A 14,373-nucleotide genomic window follows, 5' to 3' on the forward strand; every position below is an offset into this window, starting at 1 on the left:
CTCAGAGCGTTGTCACCGTTAGACCATGCTGCTCTGGGTAGCGCAAAAACCGATTCAGTATGCGGTAGCTATCAACATCAAAGCTTGCAGGGGACTCTGCAAGCGTTTGTGCTTTGTTAAAGCTGGACGAGCTGCCCAGGTAACACCATTGGCGAACCACATGCCATGCAGGTGCTGTAGCTCCCGCTGAGCGCTCCTCAATAGCAATACTGCCCGGCCACGGCCACACATTGACCTGTAGCTGCTTGAGCGCTGCCTGTGCCCGCTGGGTATGCTCTGCTATCGTCTCCTGACCATTGCACGCTCCACGGCACTTACCTACCTGATTGGCAAAACAGCGCCCTTTACCTTTTTCAAGCCCAAGTACTCGCGGGCAGAGCTGCTGTTCTTCGGCAATGCTGCGCAGGGCGTTCTTGGCCTCGCGGGCATTATGAAATAAGCCATATAGCGTACCGCCTATAGGCTGGCTCAAGGCGCTACCGTTGAGCAGCTCAGGGTGGTCGGCTGCCTCCTCCCAGTGCCAGGTAGTCAACTTACGCTGCTTGCGTAGCTGCCGGTTCATGATCGGCATTAACGTTTTAACCAGTTGTGCTTCACGTAATTGGGCGCCTAAATCCCCCGCAGTCTCTTCCCACTCAACATGCTGTACCTGTTGAGCTAGGCGCATCTCTTTGTCATCTTCGTGATCGCGCTGAAAGTGACCTAACACGCGGCTGCGCAAGTTGATGCTTTTACCTACATACAGAGGTAACCGGTTGTGACCATAAAAAAGATATACGCCGGGGCCGTTAGGTAATCCCTCCAACTGAGCGCTATCCAGATGGGCGGGTAGCGTCCGGTAGCGGCGTTCATCACCCAACAGGCTCTGCCACGCTTCACCGCTCTGTTCAATCTGCCACGTTTGCCATAGGGACCACAGTGCGTCTACATCGTCGCCAGCACGGTGGTGACGGACGGCAGAGATGCCATAGCGGTTAAGCAGGGCTTTGAGATTGTGTTGGCGCTCTTGAGGCGCAATTCGCCTTGATAAGCGCAGCGTGCATATCAGCGAGGCCCGATAATCCTGCCCGACTCGCTTGAACTCGTTACGTAAAAAGCTGTAGTCAAAGCGCGCATTGTGGGCCACTAGCTGGCCGTCACTCAGCCATTCCCGCAGTGACTCGGCTATTTGTGCAAAGCGGGGGGCGTCACTAAGCATATCGTCATGAATCCCGGTGAGCTGGGTGATTTGCGCGGGCACTTTGCACTCTGGGTAAATTAAGCTGGACCAGCGGTCAACTACTTGGCCGTCTATGACTTTAATGGCCACTATTTCGGTAATTCGGTCACGGGTTGCGCGGGTGCCCGTGGTCTCTACGTCGGCAAAAATTAACGTTGTTTCGCTCATACGGCGCCATGCTGGTGGTGGAAAAGCAATAAGGTTTATCGGGACATAAGGTTTACAGGGTTATAAGGCGTGGGGATCTACCGCTAAACGCGATACGGGCAGTTGTGCGCTAGTAACACCGGTTTGTTCTAAATAGGTTTCAAAGGCCGCGTAACGGCGGCTATCCAATGCTGCAGGGTTCAGCGCCATCCGACGTAGGATATCCTCCCAGGCGGCGGCATTGATGTCGTTATCGACCACGGGGTGGGCGCTGATCAACAGCTCCCAGGCGGCATCGGGGTTATCAATGATCCAGTGGCTCGCCTGTTCAAGGGCAAGCACAAACCGAGACCAGGTATCTGCTCGGCGCGCAAGCGTATCGCTGTTGGCGAGTACCACTAAGCCATCATTACGAGGAATATCTAATTCATCGAAACGAATGATGTGGGTGTTAATACCTTCGGTTGCCAACTGTTGAGGAAGGTAGTGGTAAAAACCGTCCGCCACGGCGTCAATTTGACCTTCTCTCATTGCTCGAATCGGATCGAAGTGCAGGTTGATCGGTGGCGTAAAATCATCCGTTTGCTGTACCGAGCGAGGCAGTAACCGAGGAATGCTAAGGTCGCGGCCTTCTCCCGTCGTATAACCGTAGTGAAGACCCGCTAAAGTATTTTCGGTTTCTGGTTGCTCAGCACCCATCACTATCACCGCTGTTAACGATGTTTCGATCAAGGTCGCAATACGTGTAATGGGCGCACCGTTATGGGCATGTAAATGAAGCAGCGGCTGGCGGGTTAACGCCAGATCGACTTCACCTGCGGTGAGCAACTTGATAGCAATAGAGGGGTCAGCGGGCGACTGTATCTCTACCTCTAGCCCCTGGGCCGCATACAGGCCGCGTTCCTGAGCAACCACCAAGGCTGCGTGCTGGGGGCTTAAATACCAATCCAGCATCAGCGTCACGCGCTTCACCGGCGGTGGTTCAAGAGGCGGTGCCGGGGTGAGCCCCATCGTGGGGGCTTCGTCTTCGCTAACACTTTCCACGGGGCGCCATAATGCATTAGGCACTATAACGTCTGAATCCAGCGTTAGTGGGGCTGCGTCTTGTGTGGTTTCTACGCGCTCTTCAGTTGCGTGACTGGTTGAACTTAAAAATAATAAAGTGACGAGAAGACTTGATAGAACAGGGTGCCAATAGCGTAAGAGGCAACGCAACATAGTCAGTAACTCCAAATGTTGTAACGGCGAAGTGTAGCCGCCTTGGAAAGCTTCTGACCAGCCCTTTGACCATAAGGGCGTGCGGAGAAGGCACAGTAAATTCAACGGTTACATGTAATAATAGCGCTGTATTGATGTAGAGACGGAGAGTCATGGACGCAATTTATATGTTCTTTTTGGTAGGCGGTTCGCTGATGGCGCTCAGCATTTTGGCCAGCCGTTTATCGTCAATGATGGGGGTCCCGCTGCTGTTGATCTTCCTCGGGCTAGGTATGCTAGCAGGGGAAGAGGGCGTGTTGGGTGTTGTGTTTGATGACTACTCTATGGCCTTTGCAATTGGCCATCTAGCGCTTGCCATGATTTTGTTAGATGGTGGTTTACGTACCCGTCTTAAAACCTTCCGGGTTGGTTTTAAACCCGCACTCTCTCTAGCTACCTTTGGGGTCTTTATCACCAGCGCCATTGTTGGCGTGATCGCGATGTGGATCTTTGACCTTACCATCGTGCAGGGCCTGCTGGTCGGCGCTATTGTCGGTTCCACCGATGCCGCCGCCGTTTTCTCCATGCTCAGTGGCCGAGGGGTCAATCTCAATGAGCGGGTAGGGGCGACGCTGGAGATAGAGTCGGGTACTAACGACCCGATGGCCATTTTCCTCACCTTGATGCTGGTCGAACTGCTGGTGGGCGATATCGGTGGCCCATTGGAGACCCTGGTATTTTTCATTGCCCAGTTTGGTATTGGCTTGATCATCGGCCTGGGCGGCGGCTGGCTGAGTGCCAAATTGCTGCGCTGGCTCGATCTAGCGCCGGGCCTTTATGCCATGTTGGCGCTGGCGCTCGGGTTCAGTGTATTCGGCTTAACCAGCGTACTCGGCGGTAGCGGCTTCTTGGCGATCTATCTTGCCGGGCTGATGATTGGTAACCAACCGGGACGCCACCTAAACTTTATCCTCCCTGTTCACGATGGCTTGGCATGGCTTAGCCAAATTGGGCTGTTCTTGGTGCTCGGGCTACTGGTTACGCCTAGTGAACTATGGGACGTCGCTTTGCCCGCCGGATTGGTGGCGCTGGCGCTTATTTTTATTGCGCGCCCTCTGGCCGTGCTGATCACCATCAAGCCGTTCTTCAAATTCCGCTGGCGGGAAACCTTCTTTATTGCCTGGGTTGGCTTAAGAGGGGCGGTACCTATCGTGCTTGCCATCTTCCCTGTCATCGGTGGGGTAGAAAATGCCTCGCTCTACTTTAACGTCGCGTTCGCCGTGGTATTGATGTCGCTGTTGATTCAAGGCGGCTCACTAACGCTAATGGCAAAGTGGTTGAAGGTAGAGGTGCCGGTGGGCACCGTACCTAACCGACGCGGCCCGCTAGGCATTCTGCCGGAAAACGACTTCGAGCTGTTTGTGTACGGAGTGGAGAACCAGGATCTAGAAGACGTGCCCATTCGGCTACTGCGTTTTCCTTCTGGCGCATTGATTTCGGCGCTGTTCCGTAACCACACTATGCTACACCCCAAGGGGAGCACGCGGCTGAAGCTAGGCGACGTTATCTGCGTTATCGGCCGCTCCGAAGACCTGTACTCCCTAAACCGGCTATTCAATGGCGATGCCAAGCTTAAGCAGGAGCGTGCTTTCTTCGGTACCTTTACCCTGGACGGCAGTGCACAAATGCAGGATATCGCCCAAGCCTATGGCCTGACGCTAAGCCCAGGTGAGCAGAACATGACACTGGCCGAATTCATTGCCCTGCGTGTAGGCGGCCACCCGGTTATTGGTGACGATGTCGACTGGCATGGCATTCATTGGGTGGTCAGCGATATGGAAGGCGGAAATATTACCCGCGTCGGGTTACGTTTGTACTAAAAGGCGTTGACTTAAAAAGAAAAGCTGCTAGTATATGCACCCGTAAGCCGGAGGGATGGCAGAGCGGTTGAATGCACCGGTCTTGAAAACCGGCGTAGGTGAATAACCTACCCAGGGTTCGAATCCCTGTCCCTCCGCCAATTTTTAAAAAGCCCCGTAAATCAACAGTTTACGGGGCTTTTTCTTTTTCTATTTGTCCCAATCATTTGTCCCAAAATTTCACCCCCTTTTGCCTTCAAAATATCAATTCTAAGCCGTTTTCTAGCTAGACCTGCCCCTTTCCTACCATCTACCCACAAAACCGCTTATAGAGCCTAATAGAGCTTCCCCGTATGTATCACCCTGTAGGTATCACCCTGTAGGTATCACCCTGTAGGTATCACCCTGTATACCCCATATTCAATATCTAGGGGCGAAGCCCCGCATAGCTTCAAACGAAGCCGAAAATTCCATAACCATGATGGTTCAAAATAGGCCACAAATAGCTATGCAATAATAGCTTCTATATATTTACATAATTTTGATAACTATTTTTTTATATTGACAATAGCAATTTAATCAAGACTTTTTAAATTATTTGTGATATAATTATATATAACAATAAGAACAAGGGAGAATAACAATGAAAAAAACTACAATATTAACAATGCTTGGTTCAACAATGATTACTGGAACTACATTTGCTAATCCTGAAATACCGAATTACAAGCCTACTACAGTGAATCAGGTTGGCAGGTATGTTGATCACAATAAAGGTGATACATACGTTAATCCTAGCTTGCTTAAATCAATTTCATTAGCAAGAAAAAATCTTCAATCATTAAAATTATTTGAAGATGATATTACTGAAGATATGGGGCATGTAATTATTTACGGAAATAAACTTAAAAATGTAAATGAATTCTATGGAACAAAAAATATCCACGGAAGCCTGATAATGCATGATAATGAAATTGAAAACCTTGATGGTTTCCAGCAGGTAGAAAATATAGGTGGAGGATTACACCTATATGATAATAATTTAGAATGTAACATAGATGGTTTACTGAATGTAGAAACCATCGGTAGCGATGTAATTATAACGGATAGTGCTTTTAGAAAATGTAATGAAGTAGATATGAGAGGGTTTCAGAAATTGAAGTCTGTAAATAATGGTTTAAATTTAAGTGGAATCAAAATTAAATCTTCAGTGAAATGGATGATTGAAAGAGTCACAGGAATTTTAGAGCTTTCAAATACTGGCTTAACTAACACTAACTTATTGCAAGAATTGAAGTATGCTGGCGATATCAATTTAAGGGGTAATAATTTAAACGATATAAGTAGTCTACATGAAGCTGAAGTAGAAGGGCATATTTTAATAGATAAAGCAGTTCTTAATAACCCACACTTTAGAGGGCTAAGATCGTCCGCTAAGCTTTGCCAAACAGGACAAGCTAAACACTTCCACCCCAATGGAATAAGTCAAAAAGAAGCTTGTAATTTATAAATGCATAAAAAGTTGAGCAATTGCTCAACTTTTTTTATCGCTCTTTGAGCTTGGGTATTGAGATAAGAAATACTGGTTTTCACATATAATATATCAAAGCCATCCTATCAGTTGTCAATAACTAGATCGAAGTAATAAAATAAGTAAATGAAGGTAAAATAAATAAAGTATTTTCAAATAAATCCATATTTATAGGATAACTGCTTAATATAAAAAATGCACTAAAACTTGACTTTTCAAATCATTTGTGATATAATTATAGAATGAAGAAAAATAATAATAAGGGGAAAGAGTATGAATATTAAAGTTAGAGTATTAGGGGCGATAGTTGTTTCAGTAATAGGTGGTTTAGTCGTAGCTAGCGAACAAGAAGTTATGACACCAGAAGAATATTGCAATACTTATTTTAATTCTACTGTAATTATGGAATTAAGACAAGAAAGTATAAAGAGTCAAAAGAGTGAAGTAAGTATAATTTCAAAGTCTCACTATAATAATAGAGATATTGAGTTAGTTAATACTCTAGTAGAAGAAGCTTTTAGATTTCCTTACACAAATGACTACTCAATGAAGAACAAATTTAAGAAAGAATTTAAACAGCTAAGCATTAAAAACTGTTTAGATTATAAGAAGGATAAAGCCATCTAGGCTGGGAGGATACAAAAATGAATTATATAAAAGCACTATTTCCAATTGGTTTAGCATTAGGATGGGTCGTTTTTCTAGGGTTTATTTATGCTAACTATGTAGTTTAAGATAATAGTAGAGCAATTAAGCCAACCGACAGCTTGATTTGTAGTCAGGCAAAAAAGCAGTGCTTGTGATATAATAACAAGGGATAGTATAAATAAAAAACAATAATAAAAGGAGAATTATATGTTAAATAAAAAAAGAGAAAAATTTACTGTTGATGGAGTAGGTGAAATTAACAGTATAGAAGAAATGTCGAAGAAATCAGGCTACTCTATTAAGTACGTGCTTCTTCAAAGAGGGAAGGGAGCTACCGATGAAGAAATTTATCACGGTATTAAATCAGACTTTATTTGTGATGATGTTGTTTATAAAAACCCCGCAGAGTTCAAAAGGGCTTACGGCATAACAATAGGTAATCATGCAGTCGTATATAGATTGCAGAAGGGTGCTTCCCTAGAAGAGTTAGTTGATCAGGCTAGGGGAATAGCAGAGCCGAGCTACTATATTTTAACTAACAATGGAAGGAAAGTAGTTCTTGATGGTGTTGAATATGACAATACAACAAAAGCATATGAAGCTAAAAAAGATGATCCGAGAGTCACAGACTCATTTGGAACAATTAAACAAAGAAAGTTAATATACCTGTGGAGTGACGAAAAAGCATTCTTTGGTAAAGATTATAACAAAGAAGAATATTTTAGTAAGAATTAAAAGCATATCGCTATCGCTCAGTTATTGAGCAAGGAGGTATTGGAATATCAATAGCTAAAGGAACAGCTATAACGTAATTGTGATATAATAAAAAGAATAACAAAGGAGAGTTTTATGATAAAACAAGGAAGATATGAGAAAGGAAAAGAGAAAGAGAAAAACTCTTTTAAAATAAAACCATTATCTCAAAATATAAATACCATTCTAAAGAAGAACGTATTAGCCCTTTCTTTGCTAGCAACAGCCTTCGCCCCAGCCGTACAAGCTTATGAGCAGACAAAATCTTCAGGGGCGAGAATGGTTAAACCATTAAGTGTTAAGCCGTTAAGTATGAATTCTAGCTTGAGTTCAGGGTATACACCTAGCCCAGACAGAAGAACAAGTGTTAATAAAGTAGGTAGTCTTGGTTTTTCACAACAACGTGTGACAATAGATAAAATGGATAGAAACTTAGCTTCTATTATTGAGCGAACAGGGATAGTTGACCTTGATGCACTAATGGAATCTGGTATAGCCAGCTATAATGATGATAAAAGCATACTGTCAATAAATATAGCAAGTGACCATGCATCTTCTAACTCATTTATTGAAACAACAAGAATGCAACCACTTGTTATATCCGCTTACGACCCCGCCAATGAAATGGGTAATATCATACTAATCGAGTCTAAAAGGCATTCTGATGGCTCTGCTAGTATGACTATGAGATTTATTGGACCTAGTTATTTCGATAATAAATCTACTGGTGGTGGATTAACTGATAAACAACATGAAACCATGACTGAAGTGTATGGTGGAAACCCTACTGAAGCTTTTAGAGCAGAAGGAGAATATTCACACAGTTTCACAAGTATTACTTCAATGGGACTACAAACAGTAGCGGGGTTGGTTATGCAAGGAAGCGGAGCTACGTTAGGTCTACATACAGATTATTATCCTGATGTTAGAACTTGGGAAACAACTTCGGGTGGACCTTTTGTTAAAAAAATTACAGTGCATGTAGAAGTTAAGCTAGATCCACACTGGAAAATGTTAGTGCCTGGAGCTGAGTTAGAAGGTGGCTACTATCCAATGTATACATATTCTCAAGGAGGTAATGAGATACTAGTTAATGGCGGTGTAATGGCAATGCCTGTGGCAGATTATGCCTCATCATTTCCTTTAGATAAATTCGTTATTTATTATGATAAAGAGTCACAAACAGCTTTAACAGGACTTTCTCTTATTATAATAACATTTGCTATTACTTGGGCAACCGCTGGTGCAGGTGCTTATTTTGGTGTTTCTTTGGCTGGATTAAGCCCGTTAGCAACAGCAAGTGTTGCTGCCGGCATTTCAGCAGGCTTTACAATTGCTTCTGGTAATTTGACTCAGGGTGTTACGACTAGCCCACTTAATCTAACAGCAGTTACAGATAAAGACTCAACAAAGAGATACGGCGAGTTTGGCGACAAATGGCACAATACAGCAAGAAATATCAATAACGAAGGTGCATTAAGCGATGGCTATCAAAGTTCAAGTCAATTCAATAAAGAAAAGGTAGACCAATGGGATCATCTAGTAGATCCAATGTACGATTTACAACCAGAAGACTATATATTGAATGAAACTAATTTGAGAAAACAAGTTAGACCAGATCCAGAAAAAATGTTTGATAATAAATATGACAACCCGAATCATGGCAATAATTCTTGTAGAAGGTTTGCTTTGGCCTTAGTAGGAGGTAGCATGTGTAGATATTTATATGATAGAGGGAATGAAGGTGGAGAAGCATAAAATACAGAGAGCTATTTAGCTCTCTTTTTAGTTATTGAGAAAATAAATGCTATTGATTGTGTAAAATAATTAAAATAAAAAGCAAGCAGATTGACTTAAAACACTCATATTTTTGTTAAAAAAAAGTAAAAATATAAAAATAATACGGACTTTTTAAATCATTTGTGATATAATGATGTTATCAACAACAAGGAGAAATGACATGAATAAATTTAATATTATAAAATCAGTAATTGCATTAGTATCATTAGCGGTTTTATCAGGATGTGCTTCACCAATGATTCAGTCATCAGGTGTCGAAGAATCAACTTATAGATCATCTGAAAGTGTATCATCTAACCACATTTTACATAGAAATATTTCAGTTGAAACAAATGGATTTTTAGAAACATCAAAAAGTTTAGTATCTAAGCAGTCCAAGTCTAATTTAAATAATGAAGATGCTAAGAAGGCTATTGAAAATAGTTTAAATTCTGCTGGCATGTTAGGTGATGCAAATAGTGAATATTTGTTAACTGCTACTTTAATAGATGCAGACCTAGGAAGTATCTGGACTAACAAGGCTTCAAAAAGAGAAATATCAGTCCAGTATTCAATTACTACATTATTTAGTAAAGGTATTTATGATAACGTAATAACCGGAATAGGCGAAAATGATTTTAAATTATTTACAGTAGATAATTATGGTAGAGAGAAAAGTGCTTCTGAAAAAGCTTATAAAGACAATTTCAGACAGTTGATTGAAGATTTAAAGAACCTTTAAATTCGACCTCATAGCTTATGTGTGCGGTTTTATCATAAAGAACTTGGAATATATGAATATGATATAATAATAAAATAATAATAAAGGAGATAGAATATGAAAACAAAAACAAAAGTAATAGGAGTAGCTACTGTAATTACCTCTCTATTGATTCCAATAGCACAAGCAAATATACCGATCACAAGACAAACACATGATGGCATCACCTTATATGATAATGGCAGTGAAATTAGAGCTTTTGATAGAGTAATTGCGAATGGCTATGAAGGGATTAAGAGAATTGAGAATTTAGGTGGAGAGTTAGGTTCTGATATTTTGAGAACAACGAACAGCCGTTTCAATTGTGAAATTCCAGTAAATCCCCATTGTGATGGCTCAGATTTTAATCAATATTGTGACCCTGTAACTAAACAGCAAGAAGTATTTCCTAACGAAAAAGATGCAAGAAAATGGGTAGGTAGCTGTTTTAACGAGCAAACAATTTTTGATATTGAGTCAGATTTAGCAATAGCAATGGCTAGAACTGGTTCTACTAGAGCTTTCTATCAATTTAGAGATACGGTGCAAGTAAGAAGACCTTCAGATATGATGAATACTGAAGAAAGAGAAATTTACTATACAGTAATTCTTGATAAGAATGAGAAGCCAGGAAATGCTTATAAAAGCGGTGTTACTATTAGCGAGTCAGAGTATAAAACTAACTTGTATGTAGTTTATGAAAACTCAGGCACAGTTGATTTATTAGATGATGCTGTGAGTTCTGATAATGCTGGTGATTTAATTGTATATAAAATGGATGGTAGCTTACCCGAATCATCTACATTAACAGAGGTTGAAACGTTTCAAAATCCAGATTTTGACACAGAAAGATTGGTTGAAAATGACCCCAATTTCCAATATGAAACCGATGGAGTTAAGAACGTACTTGCTTATGCCAGTTTGTTAAAAGAACACTACAATCCTGATGTGTTGATTGTAGATTATCATAACCCTATTACTATTAAGCAATGTGCAGTTGGTAATGACGGTTCTTGTTTACCAGAGTCGCATTCACAATCAGATCCTATTTTTAAACCAAGAATGGATATTCTTACTACTGATAGAACATTCTATCGAAATGTCTGCACAGGTGAAGGGGTAACATATACTCAGACAAACAGAGTAGAAGCAGATGTAAACAGTATTGTGGAAAGATATGTTATTACTCCTGAAAGCAACATAAACGGTGAAATGACAGATCAAGAATTACTTGCTTTAGATCGTCTTGTCCCTTTTGAAATCAAAGATAATGAAACGGTAGTAAAAGAATTCTATGCTTCGCATTCAGGTTTCACTTACAACACTGGTATACGTGGCTTTGATGACCGTATCACAGAGTATCTAGGCAAGAATTCAGTTTCACCTACCAATACTTTATCGCCATTGTCGCCAACATGCACAGGCTTAGATAGCTATGAAGACATAGATTGCTACGACAGGTGGAACGGCTTGCATCACGACCACTACATAAAGCCTATCCCCGCAGTCGAAGATATCAGCATTGTTGATGTCAATTATGAAGAACGAGTAATGACTTCGCCATCAACGACAGAAATTGACGAAGATGGTAATGAAGTAATAGTGCCAGCGGTTTATGACTGGATTAAGAAAAATACGTGTAATACTACTTCAGGAACTAGAACATATAACGTTAATGAATTTTGTTCAGGTTCAAATATTAAATGTTTAAGTGTCGATAGAATGTAAAATCAATAATATAAAAAAAGAGCAACTAATTGTTGCTCTTTTTTTTGTGCTTATTATCTGTTGTTTGCAAAGTGTAATATTTGAGATATAATAAGAATATATACCCTAATAAAAGCATTTATATTATGGCTGAGAAATTTTCTAAAAAGTCAGAAGCACCTATCGAAATCTACGGTAAAAAATATTCCGGTATTAGGGAGGCTATTGAAAAACTAAAGCCTGATGTTACTGAAGTGACCATTAGAGCTAGAAAGCGGTACGACTGGACACCAGAAGAAATGTTTGGCTTTGAAAAACGAGATAAAAGAAAAGAAAAGTCAGAAGAAAAGAAGAAAAGAGAACGTCACCATACAGATGAAGATATTATCGTAGAAGGAGTTAAATACAACTCTATAAGTGAAGCTTGTGAAAAATACGATATTAACCCCACTGTTGTTTACAACAGGTTAGCTCAAAACAAGAACAATAGGTGGACGATTGAATCAGCTATTTTGACTCCAAAGAGAGATCGTTCTGTTGTAGTCAATGGAAAGAAATACAAATCGTCGTATGCTGCATTTAAGGAAATCGGTAAGGTATCGTTTACGACATACCAAGGCAGAATTTCAATGGGTAAAAGCCTAGAAGAAAGTCTAGGACTAGTAGATATGAATCAAGACAACTAGCCCAAAGAAGCCCTGAGAGGGGAGATCGCTGATAACCCTACCTAACCCTTAGCTACTCGCCTAATGCCTTGTAGGAAAACCCTACAGGGCGATATTTCCCCAAAACTCCTTTTATTAAACACACCTGCCTTAGTTCCATATTCAATAACTAGCGAAGCGAAAAATAGTCTTGACTTTAAATAATAAAACAAGTCATTAAATTGACATTATAAATTATTTGTGATATAATGATAGAAAATGGAGAACGATATGAGCTTAATGAGAACACTAGAAAATGATATGAAAAACAATAACAAGCTATCAGTAGAGATACTTGGTGTTAGCAACGAGCTAGTAGGCTTTAGAGCCAAATATGGTTTTGATGAAGCTATGTCTGTTGAAGGCATTATGGTTAAAGACTGGACAGGTTTAGAATCACAGTATCATTTTAGCTTTAATGCAGTTAATTACATTAAGAGACAGACATTAGCCTATGAAATGATGGAAGCCATTATTCATAGAGTTTTAATGGGTCTATCAGCAGAAGACAGGGCAGAAGCTTTACATTTATATGAAGACCACGAAGGAGCTCTTTTTATTGAAGAAGGAACAGACGTAATAGCGGGATTGATTTACCAAAAAATAATAAAAGCAATGGAGAAAACAAATGACGAAGAGAAAATTTGAGATAAAGGTGAAAAAAGAAATTGAAGGAATAATTTCAGAAGAAGTAGCTAACTTTAACCTTAATATAATAAATATAGAACCAGTTATTGATTGTAATAATGACGGTGAAGCATTAGTTCAATTGAATCTCAATAAAGGGAACACGGTTAAAACTTCCACAGCTACACTTCTTTATTCTAAAAAGGTAAGTAAAAAAGAAGATAACTTAAATGCTAGTATTTTTTTAGATAACAAGAGTGTTTATAAACTAATTAAAGATTTTAAGGGAAGTCTTTCTAGTGAAGTTGTAAAGAATAAAGAATATCCAGAAGTGGTTGATAACACGATTGTTAAACTATTACTGGCTATTTATAAAAAACGAAAGAAAGAATATGTATTGTAATGAATGGAGAAAGATATGAAATCACAAAAAATACAGTTACTAGAAAGAGATATAAGTTTATTAGAGAAAACAGTCATTAACGATTATGTTAATCTTAAAACGAAGTTGATAGCAGAAAGGGGGATTGAAGTAGTTAATAAAGAGTATCAAGCAGTTGAGGCACAACTTAAAACAATGATACCAAGCTCAGCACACTATATTGATAATCTACAATTCTGGCAACCAACCTTTGAAGATTATGATGACCCGATTGATTTTAGTAATAATTAAATGCAGTAAACGATAAAATAACAAAAAACAATAAGAAAAGGAGAATCTTATGGAAAATAACAAAAAAAGGAAGGTAACAAAGCCAGCCGACGAGCAAGCCAAGAAGGCATCTAAGCCAGCCAGCAAATCACCACAGCCCAAAGCAAACAAGGCGGGAAGAGCAGGTAAAGCTCTTATGAAACCTATTGCTTGGGCATATACCCAGTATCCAAAAAAATACATGAGTTTAGGAACAGGTTACTCAGTTGGTTCTATTACCAAGAATAATATGGATCATTACAAAACCCATACCATTAAACAAAATTCTGATTTTAAGCTTAAAAGAGTTATTAGAAGACTAATGGCTATACCTACGGATTTTTCAAAGGCCAGGAAAAGATATGAAGATAAGGCTGAAAGAATAGGTATGACTTATAAAGATAGAGAATCACAAAATGATTTAGGTTTTATATTGCAGTTATTTAGTATTATACTGTTAGTTACTGCATATTGTTATAGCTTAGATAATAATTTTCGTGATCCAAATGGAGATAATTTTATAGCTATTAACAATGGTATTAACGTCATTATCTTACAGTTATCAACTTGGATAGCAGGATTAAACTATTTAGTGTTTACTTGGAGAAGATTTAGTGCAAGAAATAGAATGCAGTTAAATCCATTCCACTTCGCTTATTTAATGGTAATACATCCATGTGAGCTATTACCAATGCCATACAAATTAGAAGACACATTGGAAACAATTTACGATTATAAAATATAAAGGAGA

The 14,373-nt window shown here is 40.0% G+C and carries 14 protein-coding genes and 1 tRNA gene; 13 read left to right on the plus strand and 2 right to left on the minus strand.

What is annotated here, in order from left to right:
- Nucleotide 1 precedes the first annotated feature (1 nt).
- Complete coding sequence (locus MLE19_RS15990) at nucleotides 2-1,387, minus strand: 3'-5' exonuclease family protein (RefSeq protein WP_240719131.1); 1,386 nt, start codon at nucleotides 1,385-1,387, stop codon at nucleotides 2-4.
- 60 nt (nucleotides 1,388-1,447) lie between these two features.
- Nucleotides 1,448-2,410, minus strand: a complete 963-nt coding sequence (locus MLE19_RS15995; RefSeq protein ID WP_340163109.1) for an ABC transporter substrate-binding protein — start codon at nucleotides 2,408-2,410, stop codon at nucleotides 1,448-1,450.
- 326 nt (nucleotides 2,411-2,736) lie between these two features.
- Here MLE19_RS15995 and MLE19_RS16000 point away from each other — a divergent pair, with 326 nt between their 5' ends.
- The 13 genes from MLE19_RS16000 to MLE19_RS16060 all read left to right on the plus strand — a co-directional run bounded on the left by MLE19_RS16000 (nucleotide 2,737) and on the right by MLE19_RS16060 (nucleotide 14,367).
- A complete protein-coding gene (locus tag MLE19_RS16000; RefSeq protein ID WP_240719133.1) occupies nucleotides 2,737-4,443 on the plus strand; it encodes a potassium/proton antiporter in 1,707 nt (568 codons plus the stop codon).
- A gap of 49 nt (nucleotides 4,444-4,492) precedes the next feature.
- Nucleotides 4,493-4,583, plus strand: a tRNA-Ser gene (locus tag MLE19_RS16005).
- A gap of 482 nt (nucleotides 4,584-5,065) precedes the next feature.
- Complete coding sequence (locus MLE19_RS16010) at nucleotides 5,066-5,932, plus strand: hypothetical protein (protein ID WP_240719134.1); 867 nt, start codon at nucleotides 5,066-5,068, stop codon at nucleotides 5,930-5,932.
- Nucleotides 5,933-6,226: 294 nt separating this feature from the next.
- Nucleotides 6,227-6,580 carry a hypothetical protein gene (locus MLE19_RS16015; RefSeq protein ID WP_240719135.1) on the plus strand — a complete coding sequence of 118 codons (354 nt, stop codon included), beginning with the start codon at nucleotides 6,227-6,229 and terminating at the stop codon, nucleotides 6,578-6,580.
- 228 nt (nucleotides 6,581-6,808) lie between these two features.
- Nucleotides 6,809-7,336, plus strand: coding sequence for a hypothetical protein (locus tag MLE19_RS16020; RefSeq protein WP_240719136.1), 528 nt, complete (start codon nucleotides 6,809-6,811; stop codon nucleotides 7,334-7,336).
- Between the two features lie 114 nt (nucleotides 7,337-7,450).
- The gene (locus tag MLE19_RS16025) at nucleotides 7,451-9,112 is read left to right on the plus strand and encodes a hypothetical protein (protein ID WP_240719137.1); all 1,662 of its coding nucleotides are present in this window, start codon (nucleotides 7,451-7,453) and stop codon (nucleotides 9,110-9,112) included.
- 202 nt (nucleotides 9,113-9,314) lie between these two features.
- Nucleotides 9,315-9,875 carry a hypothetical protein gene (locus MLE19_RS16030; protein ID WP_240719138.1) on the plus strand — a complete coding sequence of 187 codons (561 nt, stop codon included), beginning with the start codon at nucleotides 9,315-9,317 and terminating at the stop codon, nucleotides 9,873-9,875.
- A 96-nt stretch (nucleotides 9,876-9,971) separates the two neighbouring features.
- Nucleotides 9,972-11,621 carry a hypothetical protein gene (locus MLE19_RS16035; protein WP_240719139.1) on the plus strand — a complete coding sequence of 550 codons (1,650 nt, stop codon included), beginning with the start codon at nucleotides 9,972-9,974 and terminating at the stop codon, nucleotides 11,619-11,621.
- Nucleotides 11,622-11,746: 125 nt separating this feature from the next.
- Nucleotides 11,747-12,286: a hypothetical protein gene (locus MLE19_RS16040; protein WP_240719140.1), complete on the plus strand. Its 540-nt coding sequence runs from the start codon at nucleotides 11,747-11,749 to the stop codon at nucleotides 12,284-12,286.
- Between the two features lie 249 nt (nucleotides 12,287-12,535).
- On the plus strand, nucleotides 12,536-12,952 hold the full coding sequence (locus MLE19_RS16045) for a hypothetical protein (RefSeq protein WP_240719141.1): 417 nt from the start codon (nucleotides 12,536-12,538) through the stop codon (nucleotides 12,950-12,952).
- On the plus strand, nucleotides 12,933-13,334 hold the full coding sequence (locus tag MLE19_RS16050; protein ID WP_240719142.1) for a hypothetical protein: 402 nt from the start codon (nucleotides 12,933-12,935) through the stop codon (nucleotides 13,332-13,334). The genes MLE19_RS16045 and MLE19_RS16050 overlap by 20 nt, the downstream gene beginning before the upstream one ends.
- A gap of 15 nt (nucleotides 13,335-13,349) precedes the next feature.
- On the plus strand, nucleotides 13,350-13,604 hold the full coding sequence (locus tag MLE19_RS16055; RefSeq protein ID WP_240719143.1) for a hypothetical protein: 255 nt from the start codon (nucleotides 13,350-13,352) through the stop codon (nucleotides 13,602-13,604).
- A 49-nt stretch (nucleotides 13,605-13,653) separates the two neighbouring features.
- The gene (locus tag MLE19_RS16060; RefSeq protein ID WP_240719144.1) at nucleotides 13,654-14,367 is read left to right on the plus strand and encodes a hypothetical protein; all 714 of its coding nucleotides are present in this window, start codon (nucleotides 13,654-13,656) and stop codon (nucleotides 14,365-14,367) included.
- The last annotated feature ends 6 nt before the right edge of the window (nucleotides 14,368-14,373 follow it).

This window comes from Vreelandella neptunia (genome assembly GCF_022489065.1).
GTDB lineage: Bacteria > Pseudomonadota > Gammaproteobacteria > Pseudomonadales > Halomonadaceae > Vreelandella > Vreelandella neptunia_A.

Bases quoted from the DNA above. Each gene is read 5' to 3' on its own strand.
- MLE19_RS16020 (WP_240719136.1), top strand. From the start codon at position 6,809: ATGTTAAATAAAAAAAGAGAAAAATTTACTGTTGATGGAGTAGGTGAA.
- MLE19_RS15990 (WP_240719131.1), bottom strand. From the start codon at position 1,387: ATGAGCGAAACAACGTTAATTTTTGCCGACGTAGAGACCACGGGCACC.
- MLE19_RS16030 (WP_240719138.1), top strand. From the start codon at position 9,315: ATGAATAAATTTAATATTATAAAATCAGTAATTGCATTAGTATCATTA.
- MLE19_RS16010 (WP_240719134.1), top strand. From the start codon at position 5,066: ATGAAAAAAACTACAATATTAACAATGCTTGGTTCAACAATGATTACT.
- MLE19_RS16025 (WP_240719137.1), top strand. From the start codon at position 7,451: ATGATAAAACAAGGAAGATATGAGAAAGGAAAAGAGAAAGAGAAAAAC.
- MLE19_RS16060 (WP_240719144.1), top strand. From the start codon at position 13,654: ATGGAAAATAACAAAAAAAGGAAGGTAACAAAGCCAGCCGACGAGCAA.
- MLE19_RS16050 (WP_240719142.1), top strand. From the start codon at position 12,933: ATGACGAAGAGAAAATTTGAGATAAAGGTGAAAAAAGAAATTGAAGGA.
- MLE19_RS16000 (WP_240719133.1), top strand. From the start codon at position 2,737: ATGGACGCAATTTATATGTTCTTTTTGGTAGGCGGTTCGCTGATGGCG.
- MLE19_RS16015 (WP_240719135.1), top strand. From the start codon at position 6,227: ATGAATATTAAAGTTAGAGTATTAGGGGCGATAGTTGTTTCAGTAATA.
- MLE19_RS16055 (WP_240719143.1), top strand. From the start codon at position 13,350: ATGAAATCACAAAAAATACAGTTACTAGAAAGAGATATAAGTTTATTA.
- MLE19_RS16040 (WP_240719140.1), top strand. From the start codon at position 11,747: ATGGCTGAGAAATTTTCTAAAAAGTCAGAAGCACCTATCGAAATCTAC.
- MLE19_RS16045 (WP_240719141.1), top strand. From the start codon at position 12,536: ATGAGCTTAATGAGAACACTAGAAAATGATATGAAAAACAATAACAAG.
- MLE19_RS16035 (WP_240719139.1), top strand. From the start codon at position 9,972: ATGAAAACAAAAACAAAAGTAATAGGAGTAGCTACTGTAATTACCTCT.